Annotated in this window: 24 protein-coding genes, 1 tRNA gene, 1 rRNA gene and 1 other RNA gene; 14 read left to right on the plus strand and 13 right to left on the minus strand. The window is 49.9% G+C overall.

All coding sequences use genetic code 11. The features are described 5' to 3' along the window. Positions 1 to 57 precede the first annotated feature (57 nt). A tRNA-Thr gene (locus tag ACF8PK_RS21680) sits at positions 58 to 133 on the plus strand. A 35-nt stretch (positions 134 to 168) separates the two neighbouring features. Continuing rightward, positions 169 to 284: ribosomal RNA gene (rrf, locus tag ACF8PK_RS21685) — 5S ribosomal RNA — on the plus strand. 126 nt (positions 285 to 410) lie between these two features. Here rrf and ACF8PK_RS21690 read toward each other — a convergent pair. The 5 genes from ACF8PK_RS21690 to leuA form a co-directional block, all read right to left on the minus strand. After that, positions 411 to 1,196 (minus strand): DUF547 domain-containing protein, encoded by a 786-nt coding sequence (locus ACF8PK_RS21690; RefSeq protein ID WP_014204423.1) that lies wholly within the window; start codon positions 1,194 to 1,196, stop codon positions 411 to 413. 94 nt (positions 1,197 to 1,290) lie between these two features. Further along, on the minus strand, positions 1,291 to 1,893 hold the full coding sequence (gene leuD, locus ACF8PK_RS21695) for a 3-isopropylmalate dehydratase small subunit (RefSeq protein WP_004729205.1): 603 nt from the start codon (positions 1,891 to 1,893) through the stop codon (positions 1,291 to 1,293). A gap of 18 nt (positions 1,894 to 1,911) precedes the next feature. After that, complete coding sequence (gene leuC, locus ACF8PK_RS21700) at positions 1,912 to 3,318, minus strand: 3-isopropylmalate dehydratase large subunit (RefSeq protein ID WP_208550287.1); 1,407 nt, start codon at positions 3,316 to 3,318, stop codon at positions 1,912 to 1,914. 58 nt (positions 3,319 to 3,376) lie between these two features. Next, complete coding sequence (gene leuB, locus ACF8PK_RS21705) at positions 3,377 to 4,468, minus strand: 3-isopropylmalate dehydrogenase (protein ID WP_004729200.1); 1,092 nt, start codon at positions 4,466 to 4,468, stop codon at positions 3,377 to 3,379. Positions 4,469 to 4,530: 62 nt separating this feature from the next. Further along, on the minus strand, positions 4,531 to 6,081 hold the full coding sequence (gene leuA / locus ACF8PK_RS21710; RefSeq protein ID WP_392443538.1) for a 2-isopropylmalate synthase: 1,551 nt from the start codon (positions 6,079 to 6,081) through the stop codon (positions 4,531 to 4,533). Positions 6,082 to 6,474: 393 nt separating this feature from the next. On the opposite strand from leuA, the gene ACF8PK_RS21715 reads away from it, so the two are divergent. The 7 genes from ACF8PK_RS21715 to ilvN all read left to right on the plus strand — a co-directional run bounded on the left by ACF8PK_RS21715 (position 6,475) and on the right by ilvN (position 14,746). Next, on the plus strand, positions 6,475 to 7,107 hold the full coding sequence (locus ACF8PK_RS21715) for a TetR/AcrR family transcriptional regulator (RefSeq protein WP_041942479.1): 633 nt from the start codon (positions 6,475 to 6,477) through the stop codon (positions 7,105 to 7,107). Positions 7,108 to 7,209: 102 nt separating this feature from the next. Beyond that, positions 7,210 to 7,743 (plus strand): phosphatase PAP2 family protein, encoded by a 534-nt coding sequence (locus ACF8PK_RS21720; protein WP_004729194.1) that lies wholly within the window; start codon positions 7,210 to 7,212, stop codon positions 7,741 to 7,743. Further along, the gene (locus tag ACF8PK_RS21725) at positions 7,740 to 8,786 is read left to right on the plus strand and encodes an MJ1255/VC2487 family glycosyltransferase (protein ID WP_158140172.1); all 1,047 of its coding nucleotides are present in this window, start codon (positions 7,740 to 7,742) and stop codon (positions 8,784 to 8,786) included. Before ACF8PK_RS21720 ends, ACF8PK_RS21725 begins: the two co-directional genes overlap by 4 nt. Before the next feature lie 362 nt (positions 8,787 to 9,148). Then, entirely contained in the window at positions 9,149 to 10,108 is a 960-nt protein-coding gene (leuO, locus tag ACF8PK_RS21730; RefSeq protein ID WP_004729191.1) for a transcriptional regulator LeuO, read from the plus strand. Between the two features lie 176 nt (positions 10,109 to 10,284). Beyond that, positions 10,285 to 12,099 (plus strand): AMP-dependent synthetase/ligase, encoded by a 1,815-nt coding sequence (locus ACF8PK_RS21735; RefSeq protein WP_392443543.1) that lies wholly within the window; start codon positions 10,285 to 10,287, stop codon positions 12,097 to 12,099. Positions 12,100 to 12,525: 426 nt separating this feature from the next. Further along, on the plus strand, positions 12,526 to 14,247 hold the full coding sequence (locus tag ACF8PK_RS21740; RefSeq protein ID WP_004729188.1) for an acetolactate synthase 3 large subunit: 1,722 nt from the start codon (positions 12,526 to 12,528) through the stop codon (positions 14,245 to 14,247). Position 14,248: 1 nt separating this feature from the next. After that, a complete protein-coding gene (gene ilvN, locus ACF8PK_RS21745) occupies positions 14,249 to 14,746 on the plus strand; it encodes an acetolactate synthase small subunit (protein ID WP_004729186.1) in 498 nt (165 codons plus the stop codon). A 93-nt stretch (positions 14,747 to 14,839) separates the two neighbouring features. On the opposite strand, the gene serA is transcribed toward ilvN, so the two are convergent. The 5 genes from serA to zapA form a co-directional block, all read right to left on the minus strand. Further along, positions 14,840 to 16,069: a phosphoglycerate dehydrogenase gene (gene serA / locus ACF8PK_RS21750; protein WP_004729184.1), complete on the minus strand. Its 1,230-nt coding sequence runs from the start codon at positions 16,067 to 16,069 to the stop codon at positions 14,840 to 14,842. Between the two features lie 253 nt (positions 16,070 to 16,322). Then, entirely contained in the window at positions 16,323 to 16,979 is a 657-nt protein-coding gene (gene rpiA / locus ACF8PK_RS21755; RefSeq protein WP_014204428.1) for a ribose-5-phosphate isomerase RpiA, read from the minus strand. Between the two features lie 119 nt (positions 16,980 to 17,098). Continuing rightward, the gene (locus ACF8PK_RS21760) at positions 17,099 to 17,689 is read right to left on the minus strand and encodes a 5-formyltetrahydrofolate cyclo-ligase (protein ID WP_014204429.1); all 591 of its coding nucleotides are present in this window, start codon (positions 17,687 to 17,689) and stop codon (positions 17,099 to 17,101) included. A gap of 2 nt (positions 17,690 to 17,691) precedes the next feature. Beyond that, a non-coding RNA gene (ssrS, locus tag ACF8PK_RS21765) (6S RNA) lies at positions 17,692 to 17,875 on the minus strand. 17 nt (positions 17,876 to 17,892) lie between these two features. Further along, the gene (gene zapA / locus ACF8PK_RS21770) at positions 17,893 to 18,201 is read right to left on the minus strand and encodes a cell division protein ZapA (RefSeq protein WP_004729178.1); all 309 of its coding nucleotides are present in this window, start codon (positions 18,199 to 18,201) and stop codon (positions 17,893 to 17,895) included. A 242-nt stretch (positions 18,202 to 18,443) separates the two neighbouring features. Here zapA and ACF8PK_RS21775 point away from each other — a divergent pair, with 242 nt between their 5' ends. The 3 genes from ACF8PK_RS21775 to ACF8PK_RS21785 are packed head-to-tail and all read left to right on the plus strand — an operon-like array spanning position 18,444 to position 21,458. After that, positions 18,444 to 19,019: a YecA family protein gene (locus ACF8PK_RS21775; protein WP_004729176.1), complete on the plus strand. Its 576-nt coding sequence runs from the start codon at positions 18,444 to 18,446 to the stop codon at positions 19,017 to 19,019. Between the two features lie 11 nt (positions 19,020 to 19,030). Beyond that, positions 19,031 to 20,215 (plus strand): 2-octaprenyl-6-methoxyphenyl hydroxylase, encoded by a 1,185-nt coding sequence (gene ubiH, locus ACF8PK_RS21780; RefSeq protein WP_392443548.1) that lies wholly within the window; start codon positions 19,031 to 19,033, stop codon positions 20,213 to 20,215. Between the two features lie 13 nt (positions 20,216 to 20,228). Next, positions 20,229 to 21,458 (plus strand): FAD-dependent 2-octaprenylphenol hydroxylase, encoded by a 1,230-nt coding sequence (locus ACF8PK_RS21785; RefSeq protein WP_004729173.1) that lies wholly within the window; start codon positions 20,229 to 20,231, stop codon positions 21,456 to 21,458. A gap of 67 nt (positions 21,459 to 21,525) precedes the next feature. Here the strand turns inward: ACF8PK_RS21785 and ACF8PK_RS21790 are convergent, their stop codons facing one another. From ACF8PK_RS21790 to ygfZ, 3 genes are all read right to left on the minus strand, one after another. Continuing rightward, a complete protein-coding gene (locus ACF8PK_RS21790) occupies positions 21,526 to 21,732 on the minus strand; it encodes a DUF1107 domain-containing protein (protein ID WP_014204432.1) in 207 nt (68 codons plus the stop codon). Between the two features lie 568 nt (positions 21,733 to 22,300). Next, entirely contained in the window at positions 22,301 to 22,777 is a 477-nt protein-coding gene (locus ACF8PK_RS21795; protein WP_154181304.1) for an aminoacyl-tRNA deacylase, read from the minus strand. Then, complete coding sequence (ygfZ, locus tag ACF8PK_RS21800; protein WP_392443553.1) at positions 22,770 to 23,741, minus strand: tRNA-modifying protein YgfZ; 972 nt, start codon at positions 23,739 to 23,741, stop codon at positions 22,770 to 22,772. The genes ACF8PK_RS21795 and ygfZ overlap by 8 nt, the downstream gene beginning before the upstream one ends. A 149-nt stretch (positions 23,742 to 23,890) precedes the next feature. Between ygfZ and ACF8PK_RS21805 the strand changes: the two genes are divergently transcribed. Together ACF8PK_RS21805 and ACF8PK_RS21810 are read left to right on the plus strand one after the other, a co-directional pair. Beyond that, positions 23,891 to 24,151 carry a succinate dehydrogenase assembly factor 2 gene (locus ACF8PK_RS21805; protein ID WP_004729165.1) on the plus strand — a complete coding sequence of 87 codons (261 nt, stop codon included), beginning with the start codon at positions 23,891 to 23,893 and terminating at the stop codon, positions 24,149 to 24,151. Positions 24,152 to 24,281: 130 nt separating this feature from the next. Next, positions 24,282 to 24,512: a hypothetical protein gene (locus tag ACF8PK_RS21810; RefSeq protein ID WP_231623435.1), complete on the plus strand. Its 231-nt coding sequence runs from the start codon at positions 24,282 to 24,284 to the stop codon at positions 24,510 to 24,512. Positions 24,513 to 24,527: the final 15 nt, after the last annotated feature.

Genomic DNA, 24,527 nt, shown 5'->3' on the forward strand with positions numbered 1-24,527 from the left:
TTTGAAGAGCCCGTTGCTAAACGGGCTTTTTTAGTCCACGGACAAAAGATTTCGTGTGCTGATATGGCTCAGTCGGTAGAGCGCATCCTTGGTAAGGATGAGGTCCCCAGTTCGATTCTGGGTATCAGCACCATTTATTCGACACGCGATACGCGGTCAAAAAATTTGTTTGGCGACCATAGCACTTTGGACCCACCTGATTCCATTCCGAACTCAGAAGTGAAACAAAGTAGCGCCGATGGTAGTGTGGGGTCTCCCCATGTGAGAGTAGGACATCGCCAGGCTCAATTCCAAAGCCCTGACTGAAAAGTCGGGGCTTTCTCGTTTCAGATGATAAGTTTTGCGAACGATCAGCATTATCCAATAGCAAACCTCAATAAAAAGCCTCGATGATTCGAGGCTTTTTATTATCAGTGTTTTTTGTCGTTCAGTTGCCAGTTGTATTCATAGCGTAACTCACCTTGATAATCTTTGAGTTCAGGGCGGTAGGTGGCCAAATGTTGAATTAAGGCGCGTTTAGAACCAAAGTCGTCACTGAACCAGTCATAAATAGAAGAAATCACCCACTGCTCTTCCCTTTGTTGTGCGCCTTTATTGCTATTAATAAACGTATGCGCTGCTCGTTCCAGTAGATGTTCACTGTTGTGAGCCGTGAACGCTTCACTTTGCAAATTGGGGCAGCCTAAGCTGGCACAATTCACAGCATAGTGCGTGCGAGGGTCGCGCCAGATAGGGCGCAAAATACGATGCTCAATGTCATTCAAGGAGATGTTCTGACCTTGAATGGTGAGCAGCTCTTGATCCCAAGGCCCAAAACTCAGCCATCCGCCCAGCTTTTTGATCGAAGAGATGGGGTAATTTTCTAGGATCAATTGCACGGTGAGCGCGTTATATAGGTTGACCCAATAGGCGTATTGCTGAGATTTGGTGAGCTGGCGAGGATCAAGCGTGCTGAGGCCTTGGATGTAACGGCTCAATGATTGTTGATCGGCATGCGTGACGGCTGCATAGTCAAATAAGGTGTTTTCACCTTGCGTCATGAGGTAACGGTCAAGTAATTGCTGCCAGGCTTGGTGCGAAACCGTCAGCGATTGTGTCGTGGCGCTACGGTTCCAGAATGGCCACAGCTCTGCGTTAGGCGCCGCCCAACTGGTTGTGGAGAGTGTGGACAGTAAAATGGCGATAAAAGGTTTCATAACATGGGACCGGTTTAGTATCGTGCTGATAAGACCCGATGCTGTTGAACTTTCTTTCAGGGATAAAAAAAGGGCTGCAAAGCAGCCCTGATGGTTATTTCAGAAAGCTTGGAATCTTCGCTTCATAATCGGCAATTTTGCTCTCATGTTGCAGGGTTAGACCAATGTTGTCCAAACCATTGAGCAAGCAGTGACGACGAAACTCGTCAATCTCAAATGAATACGTTTGACCATTAGCAGACACGGTCATCGATTCCAGATCTACAGTGATTTCTGCGCCTTCGTTGGCGTGAACATAAGTAAATAGCTCATCCACTTCCTGTTCGGTGAGGCGCACCGGCACCATCTGGTTATTGATGGAGTTGCCGTAGAAGATATCCGCAAAGCTGGGTGCGATCATGACGCGAATACCATAATCAGCCAGTGCCCAAGGTGCATGCTCACGCGATGAACCACAACCAAAGTTTTCTCGCGCCAGTAAAATACTCGCGCCTTGGTAACGTGGTTGATTCATGACGAATTGCGGATTTGGCTGTTTGCCAGCATCGTCGAGGAAGCGCCAGTCGTGAAACAGGTGCTGACCAAAACCGATACGGTTTACCTTCTGTAGAAATTGCTTTGGAATGATGGCATCCGTGTCGACGTTTGCTGCGTCCAGAGGAACCACTAAGCCTGTATGTTGTTGAAAACCTGCCATTGAATATGTCCTCTGTCCTTAGTTAATTTCACGAATATCGACGAAGTGACCTGCAATCGCGGCGGCGGCGGCCATCGCTGGGCTGACCAAATGCGTACGTCCATCACGACCTTGACGGCCTTCGAAGTTCCGGTTGGAAGTCGAAGCGCAACGTTCCCCAGGCCCTAAGCGGTCGTTGTTCATCGCTAGGCACATCGAGCACCCCGGCAAACGCCATTCAAAGCCTGCTTCGATAAAGATCTTATCTAATCCTTCCGCTTCCGCCTGTGCTTTGACTTGCTCTGACCCCGGTACGATCAACGCTTGAACGTGGCCTGCCACTTTTTTACCTTTGGCTACGGCAGCGGCGGCGCGCATGTCTTCAATACGTGAGTTGGTGCACGAGCCGACAAATACTTTATCAATCTTGTAATCGGCCAGCATTTTGCCCGCTTCCAAGCCCATGTAAGCCAATGCTTTTTCAGCTGAAGCGCGCTCAACCGGATCGTGGAATGATGCAGGTGTCGGAATTGGTTGGTCGACCGCGATCACTTGGCCTGGGTTTGTCCCCCAGGTGATTTGTGGTTTGATGTCGGCGGCATTGAGTGTCACCACGGCATCAAACTGTGCGTCTTCGTCCGTTTTAAATGTTTTCCAATAGGCCACGGCTGCATCCCAATCCGCGCCAGTTGGGGCGAACTTACGCCCTTGAATGTAGTTGAACGTGGTCTCATCTGGGGCAATTAAGCCCGCTTTTGCTCCCAGTTCGATCGCCATGTTACATACGGTCATACGACCTTCCATCGACAGATCGCGAATCGCTTCGCCGCAGAACTCAACCACGTACCCTGTGCCGCCTGCTGCGGTGGTTTTACCAATGATTGCCAGTACGATGTCTTTCGCGGTAATACCCGGCGCTACTTTTCCCTGAACATCAATTTTCATGGTTTTGGCACGCGCTTGCTTTAACGTTTGGGTTGCCAGGACATGTTCCACTTCGGAGGTTCCGATACCAAAGGCAAGGGAACCAAACGCGCCGTGAGTTGCGGTGTGGGAGTCACCACACACGATCGTCATTGCTGGTAGCGTAATGCCCAGTTCTGGCCCCATGACGTGAACGATGCCTTGATACTTATGGTTGATGTCGTACAAGGTTACACCGAACTCTTCACAGTTTTTCGACAGCGTTTCCATCTGGATACGCGCCATCTCGCCAGACGCGTTGATGTCTTTGGTGGTGGTGGATACGTTGTGGTCCATGGTGGCGAACGTTTTGCCGACCTGACGCACTTGGCGTCCTTTTTCACGCAAGCCATCGAAGGCTTGCGGTGAAGTCACTTCATGCACTAAGTGACGATCGATGTACAAAATTGGGTTTTCGCCTTGCGCCGCCACGACAACGTGCGCATCGTAAATTTTTTCGTATAAGGTTTTTGCTTGTGACATTGCTTCTTCCTTGAGCTCAAAGAGCTAGATGGAGCCGGAGCATCGCCGGCTCTGCGAATTATGCGTTTTGAATATAGGCGGCGATCACATCGCCCATCTCGCTAGTCGATAGCGCTGGTTTGTTTCCTGCCAAATCGCCAGTCAACTGACCAGCAGACAGTGCTTTGCTGACTGCGGTTTCAATCGCTTGCGCGGCGTCTTCTTCTCCGAGGCTGTATCGTAGCATCAGCGCGGCTGACAGGATCTGGGCAACCGGGTTGGCGATGTTCTTACCTGCGATATCTGGCGCGCTGCCGCCTGCAGGTTCATACAGGCCGAATTTGCTTTCGTTCATGCTTGCGGAAGGCAGCATGCCCATGGAACCTGTGATCATCGCGCATTCATCAGAAATAATGTCACCGAAGATGTTGGAACACAGCATCACATCAAATTGGGATGGATCTTTAATCAACTGCATGGTCGCGTTATCGATGTACATGTGTGATAGCTCGACATCTGGGTAATCTTTGGCAATTTCGCTAACCACTTCACGCCACAGAATTGAGCTTTGCAGCACGTTGGCTTTGTCAATCGAGCAGACTTTCTTGCGGCGCAGACGAGCAGATTCAAACGCTATTTTAGCGATGCGTTCGATTTCAAAGCGGTGGTACACCTCGGTGTCGAATGCTTTTTCATTGGCGCCTTCACCTTCACGGCCTTTGGGTTGGCCGAAGTAGATGCCGCCGGTTAACTCACGAACCACAACAATATCAAAGCCGCGGTCAGAGATGTCAGCACGCAGCGGCGAGAATGCTTCTAGCCCTTTGTGAATTTGCGCTGGACGTAAGTTGCAGAACAGTTGGAAGTGTTTGCGCAGTGGCAATAGTGCGCCGCGTTCCGGTTGATCGTTCGGGGGCAGATGTTCCCACTTTGGTCCGCCAACTGAACCAAAGAGCACGGCATCGGCTTCTTCACACGCATGCAGTGTGCTGTCGGGCAGTGGACAACCGTGGTTATCAATCGCAATACCACCGATATCATGTTCTTCACGCACAAACGCTAACTGAAACTTCTGTTCGATAGCATCCAGCACTTTGTGTGCTTGCTGCATTACTTCAGGGCCGATGCCGTCACCGGGAAGTACGGCGATCTTGTAAGTCTTGTCTGTCATGCGATTCCTTCACTTATAAAATAGTTTGTTCGTTTCATGTTGTGTCTGTTGTCGCAGCGAGATTACGCCGATGCGACTTTCTTTTTCTGTTTGATTTCGGCGATTTGGTCGGCGCGATGAATGCTGTTGATCACATGCAGCAACGCTTGACCCGAGGCTTCAACGATGTCGGTTGAGACGCCTGTACCGTGATATTTACGGCCTTTGTAATTCGCGATGATGTCGGCTTGGCCCAAGCCATCTTCCCCTTCACCTTTTGCTGTCAGATCGAATTTATCCAAAACGATCTCGTAACCGGTGACGCGGTAAATACATTGATAGAGCGCATCGACCGGCCCGTTCCCAACAGCCGCTTCACATTTCTCTTCATCGCCGCATTGCAGTTTGATTGATGTGGTCGCCATTACACTACCAGATTGCACGCTCAGATAGTTCAATTTAAAGAAATCATCTTCTTCACGGAGGTTGGAGAAGTGCATCAACGCTTCCAAGTCGTAATCAAACACCTGGCCTTTCCGGTCGGCCAATTTTAGGAAGTCTTCATACAACGCATCCAAGTTGTATTCGTTGTCGTTGTAACCCAGTGAATCCATGTGGCTCTTCACGGCAGCACGGCCGCTGCGACTGGTGAGGTTCAGTGCTTGGTTTTTCAGGCCAATCGATTCAGGGGTCATGATTTCGTAGGTGTTCTTGTTCTTCAACATGCCATCTTGGTGAATGCCCGATGAATGGCTGAAGGCATTTGCGCCGACAATGGCTTTGTTGCTTTGAATCGGCATGTTGCACAGTTGGCTCACCAATTTACTGGTACGGCTGATTTCATCGTGTTTGAAGTTCGTGGTCACGCCCAGCAAATCCTGGCGCGTTTTGATGATCATCGCAATCTCTTCTAGCGCACAGTTTCCGGCACGTTCACCGATACCGTTGATGGTGCCTTCAATCTGACGAGCACCGGCTTGTACTGCGGCAATGGAGTTGGCAACAGACAAGCCTAAGTCATCGTGGCAGTGCACGGAAATCACGGCTTTATCGATGTTGGGGACGCGATTAAACAGTTGTTCAATGATGCCACCGAATTCGCTTGGCAGGGTGTAACCTACGGTATCAGGAATGTTGATGGTGCTGGCACCGGCATCAATGGCAGCTTCGACCATGCGGCACAGATTGTCGATGGGGGTGCGCCCTGCATCTTCACAGGAGAATTCCACATCGTCAGTGTATTGGCGAGCGTGTTTCACCGCCTTCACCGCCATCTCGACGACATCGTCGTAGGTACGGCGCAATTTGTCTTTAACGTGAATGGTAGAGGTAGCAAGGAAGGTGTGAATGCGGAATGCTTCTGCGACTTTTAACGCTTCAGCTGCGGCATCAATGTCTTTCGCAACGGCTCGCGAAAGGGCACAGATACGGCTGTTTTTAATGTGTTTGGCAATGGTTTGTACGGATTCAAAATCGCCCGGTGATGATACAGGGAAGCCTGCCTCGATCACGTCAACGCCCAAACGCTCGAGTGCGAAAGCAATTTGCAGCTTCTCTTTGACGGTTAAGCTGGCTGACAATGCTTGTTCACCATCGCGTAAGGTGGTGTCGAATATAATGACCTGATCGTTCATGTTTGCTTCCTCATTCCGAGAGTTAATCGTTTACTTCCTGGATTTAGTTATAAAAAAACCCGCATCAAGTGCGGGTTTTTGTGATTCTGTTGTGGTGTTTTTCTGCCACTACCTACCCGCGCGATGGATTCACGATAAGGAGGAGGCTAAGGAGCAGTGAAAAACGTGTTGTCATTAGTAACAATCCACAAATTTAAGTTAACAAATTAGTACCGCACTCGCTGATTCACGTCAACCCTAAAGTTGATTTTTTATTCATGCTCAAGAGCTTTTGGTTTTAACGCGGTAAAAATTAGTATTTTCTACTGAGTCGGCGGTTTTTTATCCTGATGCTATTCAGTGCCCGCAGATGCTTCTATAATTCATCGATTGATGAATAGAGCGGTGTCGAGCATGAGTACAAGAAAAGCGGGGCGCCCGCAACAACCCACGGATGTGCGTGAGCTACTGTTGCAACAAGCCACGGAACTATTCACCGTGATGGACTACGACAAGGTCTCAACGCGCTTGATTGCCCAGAAAGCCGGTGTCGATATTGGCATGATTCGCTACTACTTTGGAAACAAAGGCGGCTTGTTTGAAACCATGCTGCGTGAAACGTTGGCGCCGATGAAAGCGCAGATCACGCAACTGCTGGCAGACAGCAATCACAAGAACCTGACGGAACTGATGCGTACTTACTATCGCGAGATGATCAAAGTGCCGCATTTTCCCCGTTTGATCATGCAAGTGATGCAGATGCCACCTTCTGAACTGCAACGCCAACTGATCGAAAAGGTTATATTGGATGTGACGAAGCCGGTACAAGACATGATGTTTCAAAAGCTGATTCAACGGGGTGTGATTCGGCCCGATGCGGATCCCCAGTTGTGTCGTGTCTCTTATATAAGCCTGATGGTCTTTCCGTTTATTGCGCCTCGAGCGTTACTTGCGGTGCATGGCATTGAACTGAATGAAGAATTTTTGGACCGGCTCATTGAGCACAATATTCGTTTAATGGAAGATGGTTTTTTGCTGGTGAAATAAACGGCAATTGTCATCCATTTACAAACAAAGCATCACGGAGTTGTCATCTCTCCCTCTTATCTTGTGCCTAGATAGGAGACTCAACAGGGAGAGGAGATGCGGATGCGTACCATCGAGCCTATCGCTAAGCTGGACTTAGCCTTTTCAATTTTCTGCTTACAACACAAGTTTAACCAACCCATTGCTCGGATAAGCAAAGCGGTATCGCACACGGGCGATGGCCATCTCTACGCGTTGTTTGGTGTTCTGGCTTGGTGGCTGGATGGCCAACACGGGCAATATTTTTTACTGGCGGGATTGCTCGCATTCGCGATTGAACTGCCGATTTATTGGGGCCTGAAAAACAGTTTTCAGCGCCGCCGACCTCAAGAGCTATCCCCACTGCTCACCGCTTTCATTACCCCTTCGGATCGCTACAGTTTACCGTCTGGCCATACGGCGGCTGCGTTTGTGATGGCGACTTTGATTGGTCAATGTTATCCCGATATTTATGGCGTCGCGTTGATGTGGGCGGCGCTGATTGGCAGCGCTCGAATTCTGCTTGGGGTGCACTTTTTATCGGATGTGATTATTGGCGCGCTGCTGGGAATGGGCTGTGCGACGTTGGCGATGACGTGGTTGGAGACGATGGCTTGAACATTTTGTATGGCGTGCAAGGCACTGGAAATGGACACATTACGCGTGCCCGCGTGATGTGTGAGGCGTTTCGTGAACGAGGCGTTCAGGTTGATTTTCTATTTTCTGGCCGCGACGAGAGCAAATACTTCTCGATGGAATGCTTTGGCCGCTACCAAACTCGCCGTGGACTGACGTTTGCAACCCAGCAAGGCCAAGTCAATTACGTCAAAACTGCTTTTAACAACAGTCCTGCGCAATTATGGCAAGAAATTAAACAGCTTGACCTCTCTGACTACGACCTCGTGTTGAATGACTTTGAACCCGTGTCTGCTTGGGCTGCCAAGCGACAAGGTATTCCGTGCATTGGGATCAGTCATCAAAATGCCTTTCGTTATCCCGTGCCGCTCAAAGGGGCGACGTGGTTGGATAAGCTCATCATGCAGCGCTTTGCACCCGCCGATTATCACTTAGGATTGCATTGGTATCACTTCGATCAGCCGATTCTGCCACCGATTGTTCACACCGCGGACACGGCCAATGTCAACCAAGATTACATTTTGGTGTACTTGCCATTTGAGCAGATTGAACAGGTGTGTGAAATGCTTTTTCGCTTTGTAAATCAACACTTTGTTTTCTATCACCCTCACGTCATTGAAGCGGAGTTGATTGAAAACGTGGAGCTTCGCCCGTTGTGTCACGCGCAGTTTCATCAGCATCTTCAATGCTGTGCGGGCGTGATTGCCAATGGTGGATTTGAATTGCCTTCCGAAGCGTTGTCGTTGGGGAAAAAGTTGTTGCTCAAGCCACTCAATGGCCAATTTGAGCAGCAGAGTAATGTGGCTACCCTCGATATTTTGGGGTTGGCCTCTGTGATGGACTTTCTGGATGCGTCGGCTGTCAGCAAATGGTTGGATGAAAAACAAGCAGAACGCGTCGTGTATCCAAACGTTGCCAGTGCGATAACAGAATGGGTGATGAAGGGACGCTGGGATGATCATTCTGAGCTATGCAACACATTGTGGCAACAAGTTGACTTCCCCAGTTACGTTTCGACAAACTAATGATGCTGTCGATTAACTTGCTCACCTCTCATAGCGCATGTGAATATTAGGTTTCGCGCATAATCCTATGTATTAATCTCGTCAATGTTTTGTAAAAATAGCATAAAAGTGATTTTTTATGTTTTTTTATAAAACATCAAATCATTGAAAAATATTGGATTTTTTTGGTGCTTGGTAAAATAAACTGAGATTTTATCAATCTTATTGCTATTCGATAAATGAATGGTTGATAGTAGCGTACCCCTTGGAAGTATCCGGGTAATAAATACTACAAACGACGGTTATCTATTCGCCAACCGAAATCATTTATGTCGTTGGGTCTCCGGCGACAGATATCAGAATAAAAATAAGAGGCGTGCCTAATGTTAGACAAAAAAGATCCGATGAGCGCGATTGCGAGCTATCGAATGGAGAGTACACTGCGTGGTGTGGACCTCAACCTACTGACTGTGTTTGATGCAGTAATGCAAGAGCAAAATATTACCCGTGCAGCGCACAACTTGGGAATGTCACAGCCAGCAGTGAGTAACGCCGTTGCGCGTTTAAAAGTGATGTTTAACGACGAACTGTTTATGCGCCAAGGTCGCGGGATTCAACCGACTCAGCGTGCGCGTCAACTGTTTGGTCCGATTCGCCAAGCGCTGCAATTGATTCGCAATGAGCTGCCAAGTTCGGTGTTCTCACCAGAAACGTCAACACGTTTGTTCAAGTTGGCGATCTGCAGCCCATGTGACATTCGTTTTGCACCTAAAATCATGTCCAGCATTTACGAACAAGCACCGAACGTGCAACTGCACTTGGATGCAGAATTCGACCGTAAACTGGCGGAGCGTATGCGCTACCAAGAAATTGATTTTGTAATTGATTACGCTCGTTTTGATGAGCAAGGTTTCTCAAGCACTGAAATCTTCCAAGACGAATTGGTGGTAGTGGCGGCGAAATCGCACCCACGCATTCAAGGTGCCGTGAGCCCAGAAGCGCTAGCGAATGAGCAACATGCAAAATTGTCAAAAATTCATGGTCAACGCAGCTTCTCTGAGCAAGCGTATCGTGACCTTGACTGCCAACCAAGCTACGAAGGTACGAGCCTAAGCAACGTGCTGTACGTGGTTGGTCAGTCTGAGTTGGTGACCATTGCACCTCGTTGGATGGTTGAAAACGCTGCCAACAAAGATCAGCTGCAAGTGCTCGAATTCCCATTCGATAACGGCAACATCAGCGGTTACCTGAGCTGGCATGAATCGAGTGAAAAAGACAAAGGCCACATCTGGCTGCGCGATCAATTGATGATGATCTGCGGCGAAGTGGTTGCATTCAAATAGTACTAAATGCCTCTTTATTTAGCCTTAGATTGGGTTGCCCCGATCTAAGGCTTTTTTATTGCGCTCACGCCAGACTTTCATCCATAACTATGACATCTGTCAGTTGCCTTTTTTATCACTGAATGTACACTTGTGCGCTCAAAAGAGCTTACATGTGTAAGCTATAGGTAAAGAAGATGGCCAATTTAGATTTTCATATCGTTAAACGCATTCGAGAGCAGGTTGCTCTTGGCGGTAGTCGTATCGCGTTGAAACATCAAGTGGACAACGAATGGCAAGGCATCAGCTGGACTCAGTTCGGTGAAGAGATGGATGCAATGTCGATGGCGTTACTGGCATTCGGGCTGGATGTTCAGGACAAGATCGGGATTTTTTCCAACAACATGCCACAATGGACGATCGCCGATTTTGCTGCACTGCAGATTCGAGCGGTGACCGTGCCGATTTACCCAACCAATACTGCTGAACAAGCGGCTTACATTCTGCAAGATGCGGATGTCAAAGTGCTGTTTGTTGGCGAACAGCCGCAGTTTGATGCGGCGGTGACCATGTTTGAACAATGCGATCAGCTGCAGCTGATCGTGGCCATGAGCGATGCGATTGCGCTTGGCGACTGTGATTTCGCCATGAGCTGGCAGGCGTTTGTTGCTTTGGGCGAGAATACATCCGGCGAACTGCTCGATGAGCGTTTGGAACAGGCCAATGATGATGACCTGTTTACCCTGATTTATACCTCCGGCACCACGGGCAAGCCGAAAGGTGTGATGCTCGATTATCGCAACGTTGGCGCGCAGCTCGAAGGGCACGATCAACGTCTGAACTTGAGCCAAGACGATGTCTCGCTCTGCTTCCTACCGCTGTCTCATGTATTTGAACGCGCCTGGAGTTTTTACGTGCTCTACAAAGGCGCGACCAACTGTTATTTGCAAGATGTTGGTCAGGTCCGTGACGCACTGAGTCAGGTTCGTCCTACCGTCATGTGCGCAGTGCCACGCTTCTACGAGAAAATCTTCTCGGCGATCCACGAAAAAGTGGCGCGTGCGCCATTGCACCGCAAAGTGATGTTTACATGGTCTGTGAACATGGGCGCTAAAATGGCGCGCTGTCATCAGGAAAAACGCACGCCATCTTGGGCGCTGAAACAGTGCCATCAGTTGGCCGACAAATTGGTGCTCAGCAAACTGCGTGGGCTGCTGGGAGGGCGCATTAACTTTATGCCGTGCGGTGGCGCGAAGTTGGATGAAACCATTGGCCGTTTTTTCCATGCCATCGGCATCAATGTCAAATTGGGCTACGGTATGACCGAAACCACCGCGACGATTTCGTGTTGGGATGACCAGTGTTTTGACCCAGACTCGATCGGCATGACCATGCCGGGCGCTCAAGTGAAAATTGGTGAGAACAACGAAATTCTGGTGCGTGGCCCCATGGTGATGCGTGGCTACTACAAAATGCCAGAAGAAACCGCGCAGACGTTTGATGAACATGGATTCTTGAAAACGGGCGATGCGGGTCATATCGATGAGCAGGGGAATTTGTTTATTACCGATCGCATCAAAGAGCTGATGAAAACATCTGGCGGCAAATACATTGCGCCGCAGGTGATTGAAGGCGCGATTGGCAAAGATCATTTTGTGGAACAGATTGCGGTGATTGCCGACACACGTAAGTTTGTCTCGGCACTGATTGTGCCGTGTTTTGATGCGCTTGAAGAGCATGCCAAAGAGCTGAACATCAAATACCACGATCGCTTGGAACTGTTGAAACACAGCCAGATCATCGAGATGTTTGAAAAGCGGGTGAATGAGTTGCAACATGGCTTGGCGAAGTTTGAGCAAGTGAAGCGGTTTAAGCTACTGCCAAAAGCCTTTTCCATGGATGATGGCGAACTGACACCAACGCAAAAACTGCGTAGAAAAGTCATTCATGACCGTTATCAGCACGAAATCGAAGAAATGTACCAAGACCGCCCAAAAGATAAACACTCTTAAGTGCCTTTGGCCGCCATGGTGATAAACGACATCCTCGCAGAGTGACCCTCGCGGGGATGTTTGTTTTTCTAGCGCTGAAAAATTGAATCACTCTGCGATTTTCTGTGGTTTTAATTGCCCCTCGACAAAATATTCCACTTTTTTTTATCCACTTCATTGTTCTCTCGCCTAATTCTGCTCCTACATTTGGAATTGAATACTTAATATCCGTTTTTTTGCCATATCTTATTAATAATGCGCCATTTTCGCCGTTAGACCTGATGAAAATAAAGCGTTACAGTTGTTGCGTTACCTTAGCGCTTGTTATGACAAGTGCGGGACATAGCCGAAAGCGGAGAGTTTTCGAATTAGGCTACGAATAAGCCCTAACTATGTATAACCAGAACCGTTGACTGACCTTGTGTTCGGCTCTGGTAAGGAGAAAATATGGCAATGTTATCCGGCGCAGAGATGGTGGTTCAATCTCTGATCGAAGAAGGCGTAGAGCAAATTTTTGGATACCCCGGTGGTTCCGTTCTTGATATCTACGACGCCCTCCACGAAAAAACCGACAAAATCAAACACGTCCTCGTTCGTCATGAACAAGCGGCAACCCACATGGCCGATGGTTACGCTCGCGCAACCGGCAAGCCGGGCGTGGTGCTTGTTTGCTCTGGTCCTGGTGCCACCAATACCGTCACCGGTATTGCGACGGCCTACATGGATTCCATTCCGATGATCGTTATCTCGGGTAACGTGGCGACCAATCTGATCGGTAATGACGCGTTCCAAGAGTGTGATATCGTCGGCGTCTCACGTCCGATCGTAAAACACAGCTTTTTGGTGAAAAAAGCGGAAGATATCCCTGAAACGATCAAAAAAGCATTTTACATCGCATCAACTGGCCGTCCTGGTCCGGTCGTGATCGACTTGCCCAAAGATGTGATGAATCCGCAGATCAAACTCCCGTACCAATACCCAGAATCGGTCAAAATGCGCTCTTACAACCCGACGACATCGGGTCATAAAGGTCAGATCAAAAAAGCACTCAAAGCGTTGTTGGACGCCAAAAAACCGGTGCTGTACATCGGCGGCGGCGCCATCATTTCTGAAGCGCATCAGCAAATTTTCAAACTGGCAGAGGCCTTGAATCTGCCCGTCGTGAGTACCTTGATGGGGTTGGGCGCGTTTCCGGGCACCCACAAGAATTTCCTAGGCATGTTGGGGATGCACGGTGTGTATGAAGCCAACATGGCGATGCATAACGCTGATCTGATCTTTGGTGTGGGCGTGCGTTTTGACGATCGCACGACCAATAACCTCGAAAAATACTGCCCGAATGCAAAAGTGATGCACATTGATATCGATCCATCGTCGATCTCGAAGAACGTCAAAGTGGATCTCCCGATCGTGGGGTCGGCAGATCAAGTGCTGGAAACCATGCTCAAACTGCTGGCGGATCTCGACACGCGCAACGATGAACAAGCCATGGATCATTGGTGGAGTGAGATTCAAAGTTGGCGTGAACGTCAATGCTTGGCGTATGAAACCTCATCTGAGCGCATCAAACCTCAGCAAGTGATTGAAACCTTACACAAGCTCACCAATGGCGATGCGTATGTGGCGTCTGATGTGGGCCAGCACCAAATGTTTGCAGCGTTGTACTATCCGTTCAATCAACCGCGTCGTTGGATCAACTCAGGTGGCCTTGGCACCATGGGCTTTGGTCTGCCTGCGGGTATGGGCGTGAAGTTCGCAATGCCGGATGAAGAAGTGGTCGTCGTGACGGGTGACGGCAGTATTCAGATGAACATTCAAGAGTTGTCGACTGCGCTGCAGTACGATATTCCGGTGAAAATCATCAACCTGAACAACCGTTTCCTTGGCATGGTGAAACAGTGGCAAGATATTATTTATCAGGGGCGTCACTCCAACTCATACATGAGTTCTGTGCCTGATTTTGCAGCGATCGCAGAAGCTTACGGTCACGTGGGGATCCGCATCTCAACACCAGATGAATTGGAATCTGGGTTGAAACAGGCATTGGAGATGAAAGATCGCCTGGTCTTTGTGGATATCAACGTCGATGAAACGGAGCACGTCTACCCAATGCAGATCAAAGGCGAGGGGATGGACAAAATGTGGTTGAGCAAAACGGAGCGTACTTAAGATGAGACAACACATTATTTCAATACTGCTAGAAAACCAGCCGGGTGCGTTGTCTCGTGTGGTGGGGTTGTTCTCTCAACGCGGTTACAACATTGAAAGCCTCAACGTGTCACCGACAGACGATGAAACCTTGTCACGCTTGAACATCACCACAACGTCAAGCGACATGCAGTTGGAGCAAATTCAGAAACAGTTGCACAAACTGATTGATGTTCTGAAAGTGCAAGATGTGACGGAGTTTGACCACATTGAGCGTGAACTGATGTTGGTAAAAGTCAAAGCCAGCGGTTTTGCGCGTGCGGAAGTTAAGCGCACGGCGGATATCTTCCGCGGCCAAATCGTTGATGTGACGGCTTCGCAATACACGGTGCAAATTGCAGGCGCGAGTGAAAAACTCGATGCGTTTATCCATGCGATTGCGGAAGTGACCGATGTGATTGAAGTTGCTCGCAGTGGAGTGGTTGGTATTGCACGCGGTGAACGTGCGCTACGTGGTTAACCCATGCTCGCGACTCACATAAAAAAAACCAGCCGAATGGCTGGTTTTTTTTGCTTTTAGCCAAGCGGCGTTGATACGCCGCTGGCGGGGCGCTTAGTGCAGGATACGCGCGCGAATGGTGCCGTCGATCCCTTTCAGTTTCGCGAGGGCTTCTTCTGAGCGCGCATTTTCAACGTCAATCACCACATAACCAATATTGGCTGAGGTTTGCAGGTACTGCGCGGCAATGTTAATGCCGTCTTGCGCAAAGATGGTGTTGATTTGCGTCAGAATACCGGGACGGTTCTCGTGAATGTGCAGCAGACGAGACGCTTGACGATGTTCTGGCAGCGACACTTCAGGGAAGTTAACGCTTGAGAGCGTTGACCCGTTGTCTGAGTATTTCGCCAGCTTGCCAGCCACTTCAATCCCGATGTTTTCTTGTGCTTCCTGAGTGGAGCCGCCTACGTGCGGTGTCAGGATCACGTTGTCAAATTGCATCAGCGGAGATTCAAACGCTTCTTTGTTGGACGCAGGTTCTGTTGGGAATACGTCAATGGCCGCGCCAGCCAGATGACCCGATTCCATCGCATCACACAACGCTGGAATGTCGACCACGGTGCCGCGTGCGGCGTTGATGAAAATTGAACCGGGTTTCATGCGTGCAAATTCGTCTTTGCCCATCATGTTCTTGGTTTCTGGTGTTTCTGGGACGTGCAGCGAAATCACGTCACATTTGTTCAGTAGCTCGCTCATGGTGTGCACTTGAGTAGCGTTGCCCAACGACAGTTTGTTTTCGATGTCGTAGAAGTACACGTGCATCCCCAAGTTCTCCGCAATGATACCCAACTGAGTACCGATGTGGCCGTAACCGATGATACCTAGGCGTTTACCACGAGCTTCGTAAGAGTTGTCGGCGCTTTTCTTCCAGATACCGCGATGAGCCAGGGCGTTTTTCTCTGGAATGCCACGCAGCAGCAATAGGATTTCACCCAGAACCAGCTCAGCCACACTACGAGTATTGGAGAACGGTGCATTGAACACTGGAATACCGCGTTTGGCGGCTGCATTCAGGTTGACTTGGTTGGTACCGATACAGAAGCAGCCGATTGCGACCAGTTTCTCTGCCGCGTTGATGACTTCTTCCGTCAAGTTTGTGCGTGAACGGATACCAATGAAGTGAACATCTTTCACCGCTTCGAGCAATTCTGATTCTTCTAAGGAGCCCTTGTGGTATTCGATGTTGCTATAGCCAGCAGCTTGCAGCACTTCAACTGATGATGGGTGAAGTCCTTCAAGGAGTAGGATTTTAATTTTGTCTTTTTCCAGTGAAACTTTGGCCATTATTCTCGTCCTTAAATATGGGAAGGTGGGCAAATGAAGCGAACATCAAGCGAAACGTGTAATAACTGAGCCTTTTATGGTAAAGCAAACGTTTGCATTGCGTATCTTCTACGCAATAAATTAACAAACTTTTTTTGTTTTGGGTAAGAAAATTACGGAATAAGGCATAATTTTCTTCGAGAAAAGAAATAAAAAACGGCACCCAGTGTGCCGTTTGTAATCTAATGACGGAAAGAAGACGTTTTTTCCAATCTTATTCTTCGATTTTCGCCCCTTCAGGGGTACCGGTAATGACCACATCCGCTCCGCGGTGAGCGAACAGACCGTTGGTCACCACGCCTGCAATCGCGTTGATTTTGCTTTCCAGATCTTTGGCGTCCGTGATGCGCATATTGTGCACGTCTAGAATGATGTTGCCGTTGTCGGTCAGAACACCTTCACGATACACCGGATCACCGCCCAGTTTGACCAGTTCACGTGCCACATAAGAGCGCGCCATTGGAATCACTTCTACGGGAAGTGGGAATCCTCCCAGGACGTCAACCGCTTTGGTGCCATCGACGATACAGATGAATTTGTCGGCAATGGCCGCCACAATTTTTTCACGCGTCAGCGCCGCACCACCGCCTTTGATCATTTCGCGGTGCGGGTTAATTTCGTCCGCGCCATCGACGTACACGTCCAAGCCAGCCACATCGTTACAATCGAACACCTCAATGCCGAGGCCCTTGAGTTTCTCGGTGGACGCAATTGAGCTTGAAACTGCGCCTTTGATGTCATCTTTGATCGACCCCAAAGCATCGATGAAGTGATTCACCGTTGAACCGGTACCGACACCAACAATGCTGCCTTTTTCTACATATTTCAGTGCAGCCCAACCGGCGGCTTTTTTCATTTCATCTTGAGTCATGCCTTTCTCCTGATTTCGATTCTGTGGGGGAACGCGTTTGCGCGGCGCGATTATACCCTCAAACCAACGGGAGATGTACTCCGATAGCGGCATTATCCGTGCTCTTAATTTTGCAGTGATCACGCTTTCCAGTGCCAAATCTGGCTCGGCGTGACAATCTTCGGTAGGGGAACATCCCAGGTTTCGACTGGCAGTTGATCAACATGTTGGCAATCATGCGCCAATCCCAAAGGCATGGCGCCTTCACCGGTTTGAAACCAGTGCGCGAGGGTGCGATCGTAGTAGCCGCCTCCCATGCCGAGACGATGGCCGTGGGAATCAAACGCCACCAATGGTGTGCAGATCAGGTCGAGTTCTTTCACCGGTTTGACTAAGGTTTGGTTGAGCTTGGGCTCGAGAATACCAAATTTGTTATAAGTCATCGGTGTGGTGCTTTGATAGTGAAGAAACAGCAGGTGACCGGCAGAAAACGGATGCAGCACGGGAAGATAGACGGCTTTGCCTTGTGACCACAACCAGTCGATCAGCGGCTGGGTGTCGAGCTCGCCATCGGTGGATAAATAGAGCGCAATATGATGGCTGGTCTGCATTTCCGGCAGCGTTGAAAAGCGGCGAATCAGATCCTGACTGGCTTGGTATTGCGTGTCGCTGGACAGTTGATTGCGTTGCTGACGAATGCGCTTACGTAGCGCCTGACGAGAGTATTGCATAGAGGAACCCCAGAGTGCCGTTGAGGATTGTAGCCCTTGAACCAGCTGGTTCAAGGCGGATCAGCAAGGATAACCGTAGGCTTCTCGGTACGAGCCGAGCATGCTCAATAGCTACCAAGTACTAACCCTTACGTGTTGCTTATCGGCTCAGGGACATAAATCCGCTGACGAACACTCCAGGGTAAAACTTTGGATGGTAAAGGCTACAGCTCTCCTGGCTTGACTTTACTGAGTGCTTCTTCAAGTGAAGCGGTGAGCTTTTCCATTCGCTCATTGATGGCCGATTGATGACCGTCTTTCTCTTGCTGCTTGGTTTGCAGCTCGTAACAGATGTTCAACGCGGCGATTGTCAGTAGCTTTACCTCATTCGATACCTTAGTACGATCGGCCATATCTTTCAATCGTTGGTCGAGGTCCTGTGCGGCACGTAACAGGGATTCTTCTTCGCCTGCCGGACAATTAACCCGTGTCACTTTGCCTAAAATTTCAACGTCAACCGCTTGATTACTCATGATAAATGAACTCTATTGGCGTAACTAAAGATGATATCGCTTACGTGACCATCGAGGGTCAAACTATAGGTAAAGCGTTCCTAAGATTCAAGCTTTTCACACGCGTAAGCTGGATTTGATTGGGCAAAAACACAGTTCTTGGGCAATTTGCATAAAAGCTGGTCACAATTGCTGACGTGAGCGTTTTCGCCGGATCGTTGAAGTGGTACGATTAAACATATTTTTTCAACGACGAGCCCATTATGAGCGACAACACGTTTCCAAATTATGCAAACTTAGCCTCCGAACTGCAATCGGCATCGCTGGGGGTCACACCAGCAGAATTGCACGGCTTACTGACCGGCATGCTGGCTGGTGGTTTGAGTTTGAATGATAAAAGTTGGCAGCCGCTGATTTTTGATTATACCAATGATGGGATGGGCTGGCCGATGCAAGTGCTGGCGCTGGCAGAGCAAACGCTTACCGCGACCAACGCAGAATTGACCAGTACGGATCTGGAAGTGACCCTGATGCTGCCAACAACTGACGGTGACGAAGCGCTCTTTCAGTTTGCCGACAGCGTGGCGGAATGGGTGAACCATTTTATTTCTGGCCTCGGTTTGGTGGGGGCGAAAGTACAAAGCGCCTCCAACGTCGCCAAAGAAGCGTTAGAGGATCTGGAAGAGATCTCGAAGCTGGGCATTGATGAAGACGATGACATGGACGAGCAAGCGCAATTGCTTGAGCAAGTCATTGAGCATGTGAAAGCTTGCGTTTTGACGCTGCACGCAGAGTTTGGCGCCAAACCGCAACAAGCTTCAGAACCAACAATTCACTAAGTGAGGCGGCAGTGAGCGAGGCAAAATCTTTTGATGTGATTATTGCTGGTGGCGCCATGGCTGGCGCAACGTTGGCGTTAGCGCTAGATACGTTGAGTCAGGGGCGTCTCAACATCGCGGTGATTGAAGCATATCAGACGGATCATCACGCGCATCCGGGGTTCGATGCCCGCTCGATTGCACTCTCTTATGGGACGGTGGGTATTCTGCGCCAGTTGGCTTTATGGCCAGCGATTGCCCCTGTGGCCACGCCGATCACCCAGATTCATGTGTCGGATCGCTCGCATGCCGGTATGACCGATATCACGCGCGAATCGGCTGGCGTGGATGCGCTGGGATATGTGGTTGAATTGGCACACGTGGGCCGCATTTACGCAGAAAAAATGGCGCAAAGTGCTGCGATTCATATGTTCTGCCCAGCCAGCGTCTCCACGGTCGAACGTCACAATGATGCGGTGACGGTCACGCTCAATAGCGGTGAATCGCTGCGAGGCCAATTGCTGGTCGCGGCCGATGGTGCCGTGTCGACGTGTTGTCAGCAAATTGGATTGGCACTCACCGAACACGACTTTAACCAAGTGGCGATCATTGCCAATGTAGTGGCGAGCGAGCCACACCGAGGCCGTGCTTTTGAACGCTTTACATCGACCGGCCCAGTGGCGCTGCTGCCGATGAGTGACAACCGCTTGTCGCTGGTGTGGTGTTTACCTCCTGAAGTGGCGGCGCAAGTCATGCAATGTAGCGATAGTGAGTTTTTAGCGCGATTGCAAACGGCCTTTGGCTGGCGTCTAGGGCGCTTGACCAAAGCGGGCGAACGCAGTGCTTACCCACTGTTGCTGCGTTACCGTGAACAGAACATTTCTCACCGCTTTGCGATTGTCGGCAATGCGGCGCAAACGCTGCATCCGATTGCGGGGCAGGGATTCAATTTAGGCATTCGCGATGTGACAACACTGGCCGAAGAACTCACCGCCGGCGATGCGATCGGCAGTTATGCGCAGCTCAACCGGTTTAGGCAGCGCCGTGAAGCGGATCGCGAAGCCACCATTACACTGACGTCGGCGCTGGTACACCTGTTTTCCAACGACTGGCTGACGTTGAGCATTGGGCGAAATCTGGGCTTGGCTGCGATGGATAATCTGCCAATGCTGAAATCTCCGTTGCTGCGCCGCACGCTGGGTGTGGTGAATCGATAAAAGGTACGAAATTATGATGCAAAGCGTGGATATTGCGATTGTTGGCGGCGGCATGGTCGGGCTTGCTCTCGCCGCGGCATTTAAAAATACCGAACTACGAATTGCGGTGATTGAAGGCAAATTACCCCAAGAAGGATTGAGCGAGTTGCCGGACGTGCGTGTGTCGGCGCTCAGCCGTTCTAGCGAGATTATGTTGCAAAACCTCAATGCTTGGCAGGGCATCACCGCCCGCCGCGCCGCGCCCTATCAGGCGATGGAAGTGTGGGAGCAAGATAGTTTCGCGCGCATCGAATTCAATGCGAACCATCTGACGCAGCCAAATCTAGGCCACATTGTTGAAAACCGCGTGATTCAGTTGGCGCTGCTGGAGCAAGTGAAGCAGCAGTCGAATGTCTCTTTGTACATGCCGGCAACGTGCCAAAGTTTAGCGATTGGCGAAAGCGAAGCGTGGCTGACGCTTAATAATGGACAGGCGCTGACAGCCAAGTTGGTGGTGGGCGCTGATGGCGCCAACTCTTGGGTGCGCAAGCAACAAGATATTCCGCTCACGCATTGGGATTACGGCCACAGTGCTGTGGTTGCGAATGTGCGCACCACCGAACCGCATGAATCGATCGCGCGCCAGATCTTCACTCCACAAGGGCCTTTGGCTTTTTTGCCGCTGGGGAATCCGTACATGAGTTCGATCGTGTGGTCGACCGACCCAAATCGTGCCGAGCACTTGGTCGGGCTTGATGCTCAAGCGTTCAACAAAGCACTGACGGCGGAATTTGACGCCAAACTGGGCGTGTGCGAAGTGGTGGGCGAGCGTCATGCGTTCCCGCTTAAAATGCGTTATGCCCGAGACTTTGTCGTCGAGCGCGTTGCGTTGGTCGGCGATGCAGCGCACACCATTCACCCCTTGGCGGGTCAAGGTGTGAACCTTGGTTTGCTGGACGCGGCGAGTTTGGCGCAGGAAGTGATGGCGTTGTGGCACCAAGGGCAAGATATCGGCAGCAAGCGCAACCTACGTGGGTATGAGCGCTGGCGCAAAGCGGAAGCGGCGAAGATGATTGCGGCGATGCAAGGTTTTAAAGACTTGTTTGCAGGCAATAACCCAGCCAAGAAATTGATTCGTGGTATCGGGATGCGCCTGGCAGGGCAATTGCCGGGTGCGAAAGACGAAATCATGAAATATGCACTGGGACTCAAAGGCAATCTGCCGGAACTGGCGAAAACGCAGCGGACGTCGCCGACGGCGTAATCCATACAATGCAAAAGGGTTGGCGCGATGGCCAACCCTTTTTTTCATTCTATCGTTGTGAAGTCAATTATGCGTATGCGCAGCGTAGTCGCATGATCTCTTGGTTGACCTCTTTGACGGTTTGGTAGTGGCGCCGTTCTGCGCGGTCCGGCAATATCAGCTTGCCGTTATCAAATTCAAACTTACCAACCCCGTAGATATAAATTCTTCCTTTAAAAAGACGACTTACGTGTTTAGCAATCATACCTGGCGTATAGCGCTTAAACAGTCTCATACTTCGATCCTTTGTTGTTTTCACACCGCAGATTATAAGAAATTCCCCAAGAAAATAGTGTGATTGAGCTAGGGATACATGCAGTGTTTACTGACTAAATTAGATATTTGTGCTGCCTTGAGCAAATTTATGGATAAATATCCATAATTGCGTGACCTTTACCTCAAATAAATAGGGTGGATAAAACTTCTCCGTGGCTTGAGACGGCGCTTATTTAGCCACAGCAATATGACAGTTTTAAGAATAGTTGGCTTTCAGCAAAAAAGGTAAAAAAGATGTCATGTTTTTGTATAAAAAAAGCCCGCAATCAGATGCGGGCGAAATAGTCACAGATGCATTACACAAAAAGTGGATGTCCTGAAACAATCAGTGGATTCACTTTTTTGTTGGCGAAGGATATCAACAGAGTCGTACCTCTGCGTGAACTTTAACCAACGCAGGAGAGAGTAAACTAAAAAAAAAGTTGTGACTATTTATGTTTGTAAATTGTATAAAAATTCATAGCAAAATGATCTTAATTTAGAACTTGATCACGATCACATGTAATGGATTGCATGGTTTGCATCACTTATTCACGTTGAATGTGTGCAAACTGAGGGCGACAAAGGTGGACGAGATCGTTTACGTCGAGTGCAATGCCTGCCAACGTCGATCCGCTGCTGATGGTGACGAGCGTGTGTTGCAAAATTGCATGATCAAAAATGATCGGCATCGGTGTTTTGAGTAACAACGGGGTGACGGTGCCGATGGCATAACCCGTGAGGGGCTCGACTTGCGAAAGATCCACGCAGGTCATTCGCCGCCAATGGAGCAGCGCGCGCACTTTTTTGGGATCCACACTGCGATCGCCAGGCGCGCACGCTAAGGCCAGCTGATCGCCCATATCGCGCAGTAAAATGCATTTGACCATCTGAGCGGGCTCAATGCCGCGTTGGCGGGCCGCCGCCTCGATGGTGGTGGCGTGCGTTGCATGCGGCAGCAGGCGATAGGGCACCTGCTGCGCATCCAGATACTGCGTGATTGGCGTGCTGAATGCGTTATTCATCATCCAATGAATAAGGCAGCGGTTGAATCGTCCAACGGGTGGAGGGTTGCGCCGTCAAACGCAGTTCCGTGCCTTCTTCCAGATTGTTAGGTAATACAATCAAACCCATAGCGGTGTTATCGGCAAAGGTGTAGTGCGCCATCAGGCGACCCGTACTGCGCCAGTTTTCACCCACAGAGCGTTCCATCTCGTGTGCGTCACTGTCGGACAGTGACGTGGTTACATTGCCCGAGACAATGTACATTGCCCGTTTGTTGATGCCGCGGTATTTCGCGCGCGCAACGGTTTCCTGACCGGTGTAACAGCCTTTGGTAAAGCTGATGCCATCGACTGCCTGAACGTTCACGGCTTGCGGAATGTGTTCGTTTTGATCGGCACGTTCAATCACGGGGATCGCGTCTTCGATGTCAAAACGAGTCCACAGTGCGGCGTCGACTCGCGTGGCGTCGGTGTTGGTGGCTAGCTGCTCTGCGGTCTGTTCATTGACCAGCAGCAGCCAACGTTGTTCGCTAATGCGAACGGCTGTTCCGCCGTCAATCGCGCGTACATCCCCCTGCGCATCGCTGAGGCGATCGATGTAGGCTTGCGCCTGCGTGCCGATCACGCCGAGTGCGATGTCTGGGCTTTCGGCAATCTCGACTTTGGAGAAAATGGCGTATTTTTTCAGTTCGCGCAGTTCGGCTTCAATCGCAGATTTGGGCTGGAACATGGCGTACCCATCACGATGATGGAACAAACGAAATACCGACCACACTTTCCCTTTGGCATCACAGTGTGCACCAAAGATCGATTGATCGGCGGTTAGGGTGACGACGTTACAGGTCACTTGGCCTTGCAGGTAGTTTTTCTTGTCAGCGCCGACCATGGTGATCGCACCCCAAGAATCGAGATGAGTGAGCATCAGTTCAGGCAGCGTATCGCTGGCGTTGACACTGAGCGGAGCAAATGTAGTTTTCCAGTTCATGTCCTTCACCTAAGTGAAATAATTTCCACTATGTTAATCTGGATCAACTTTTTTGTCAGCTTGAACAGGGACTGTGACTGAGCTACTAGTTGAGCAAGCCCGGTGTTTGATAGACTTGGCGGAAAATAATCATAAGGTGAGGATAACCGATGTACACCGCGGAAGAAAAAGCGCGTATTAAATGGGCCTGTCGTCGTGGAATGTTAGAGCTTGATGTGGTCATCATGCCATTTTTCGAAGAGTGTTTTGATACGTTGAGTGAATCAGAACAGCAAGACTTTGTGTCTTTGCTTGAGTGTGATGATCCGGATCTGTTTACTTGGGTCATGGGCCATGGTCGTTCCGAGAATCTTGGTCACGCCGCGATGGTAGACAAGATTGTCGCTCATAACCTCAGCAAAGTGCGTTAAGCTCCACCTCACACCTTCTTATCACGCCTGCATTGCCGCCATCCTTGTTTGGGGAGGGGGGCTGTGGGCGTTACTTCTCTCTCCGATTCCCCTTGTTGTTACATTACTCATTATTGGCATGAGCCTGCGTGTGCCGCTGCATCATTGGTTGACGCCAGCACTGCGTGGTGAGGTCGCGTTCGATTTTTCTGGCTACTTAGTGATAGGAGAGGCGCGTCATGCGATCACACGCGTGCAATGTTTGTTTGCGGGGGCGTTTGTGATCATCGAAGGGCCAGGGCTGCGTTGGTTGTTGTGGCGTGATAGCTGTTCAGAGGTTGAATATCGTCAATTGTTGGTGAGATTAAAACGGGAGCTGTAGCGCTCCCGTTGGATG

This window comes from Vibrio sp. CJQ_6 (assembly GCF_043106745.1).
Taxonomy (GTDB): domain Bacteria; phylum Pseudomonadota; class Gammaproteobacteria; order Enterobacterales; family Vibrionaceae; genus Vibrio; species Vibrio furnissii.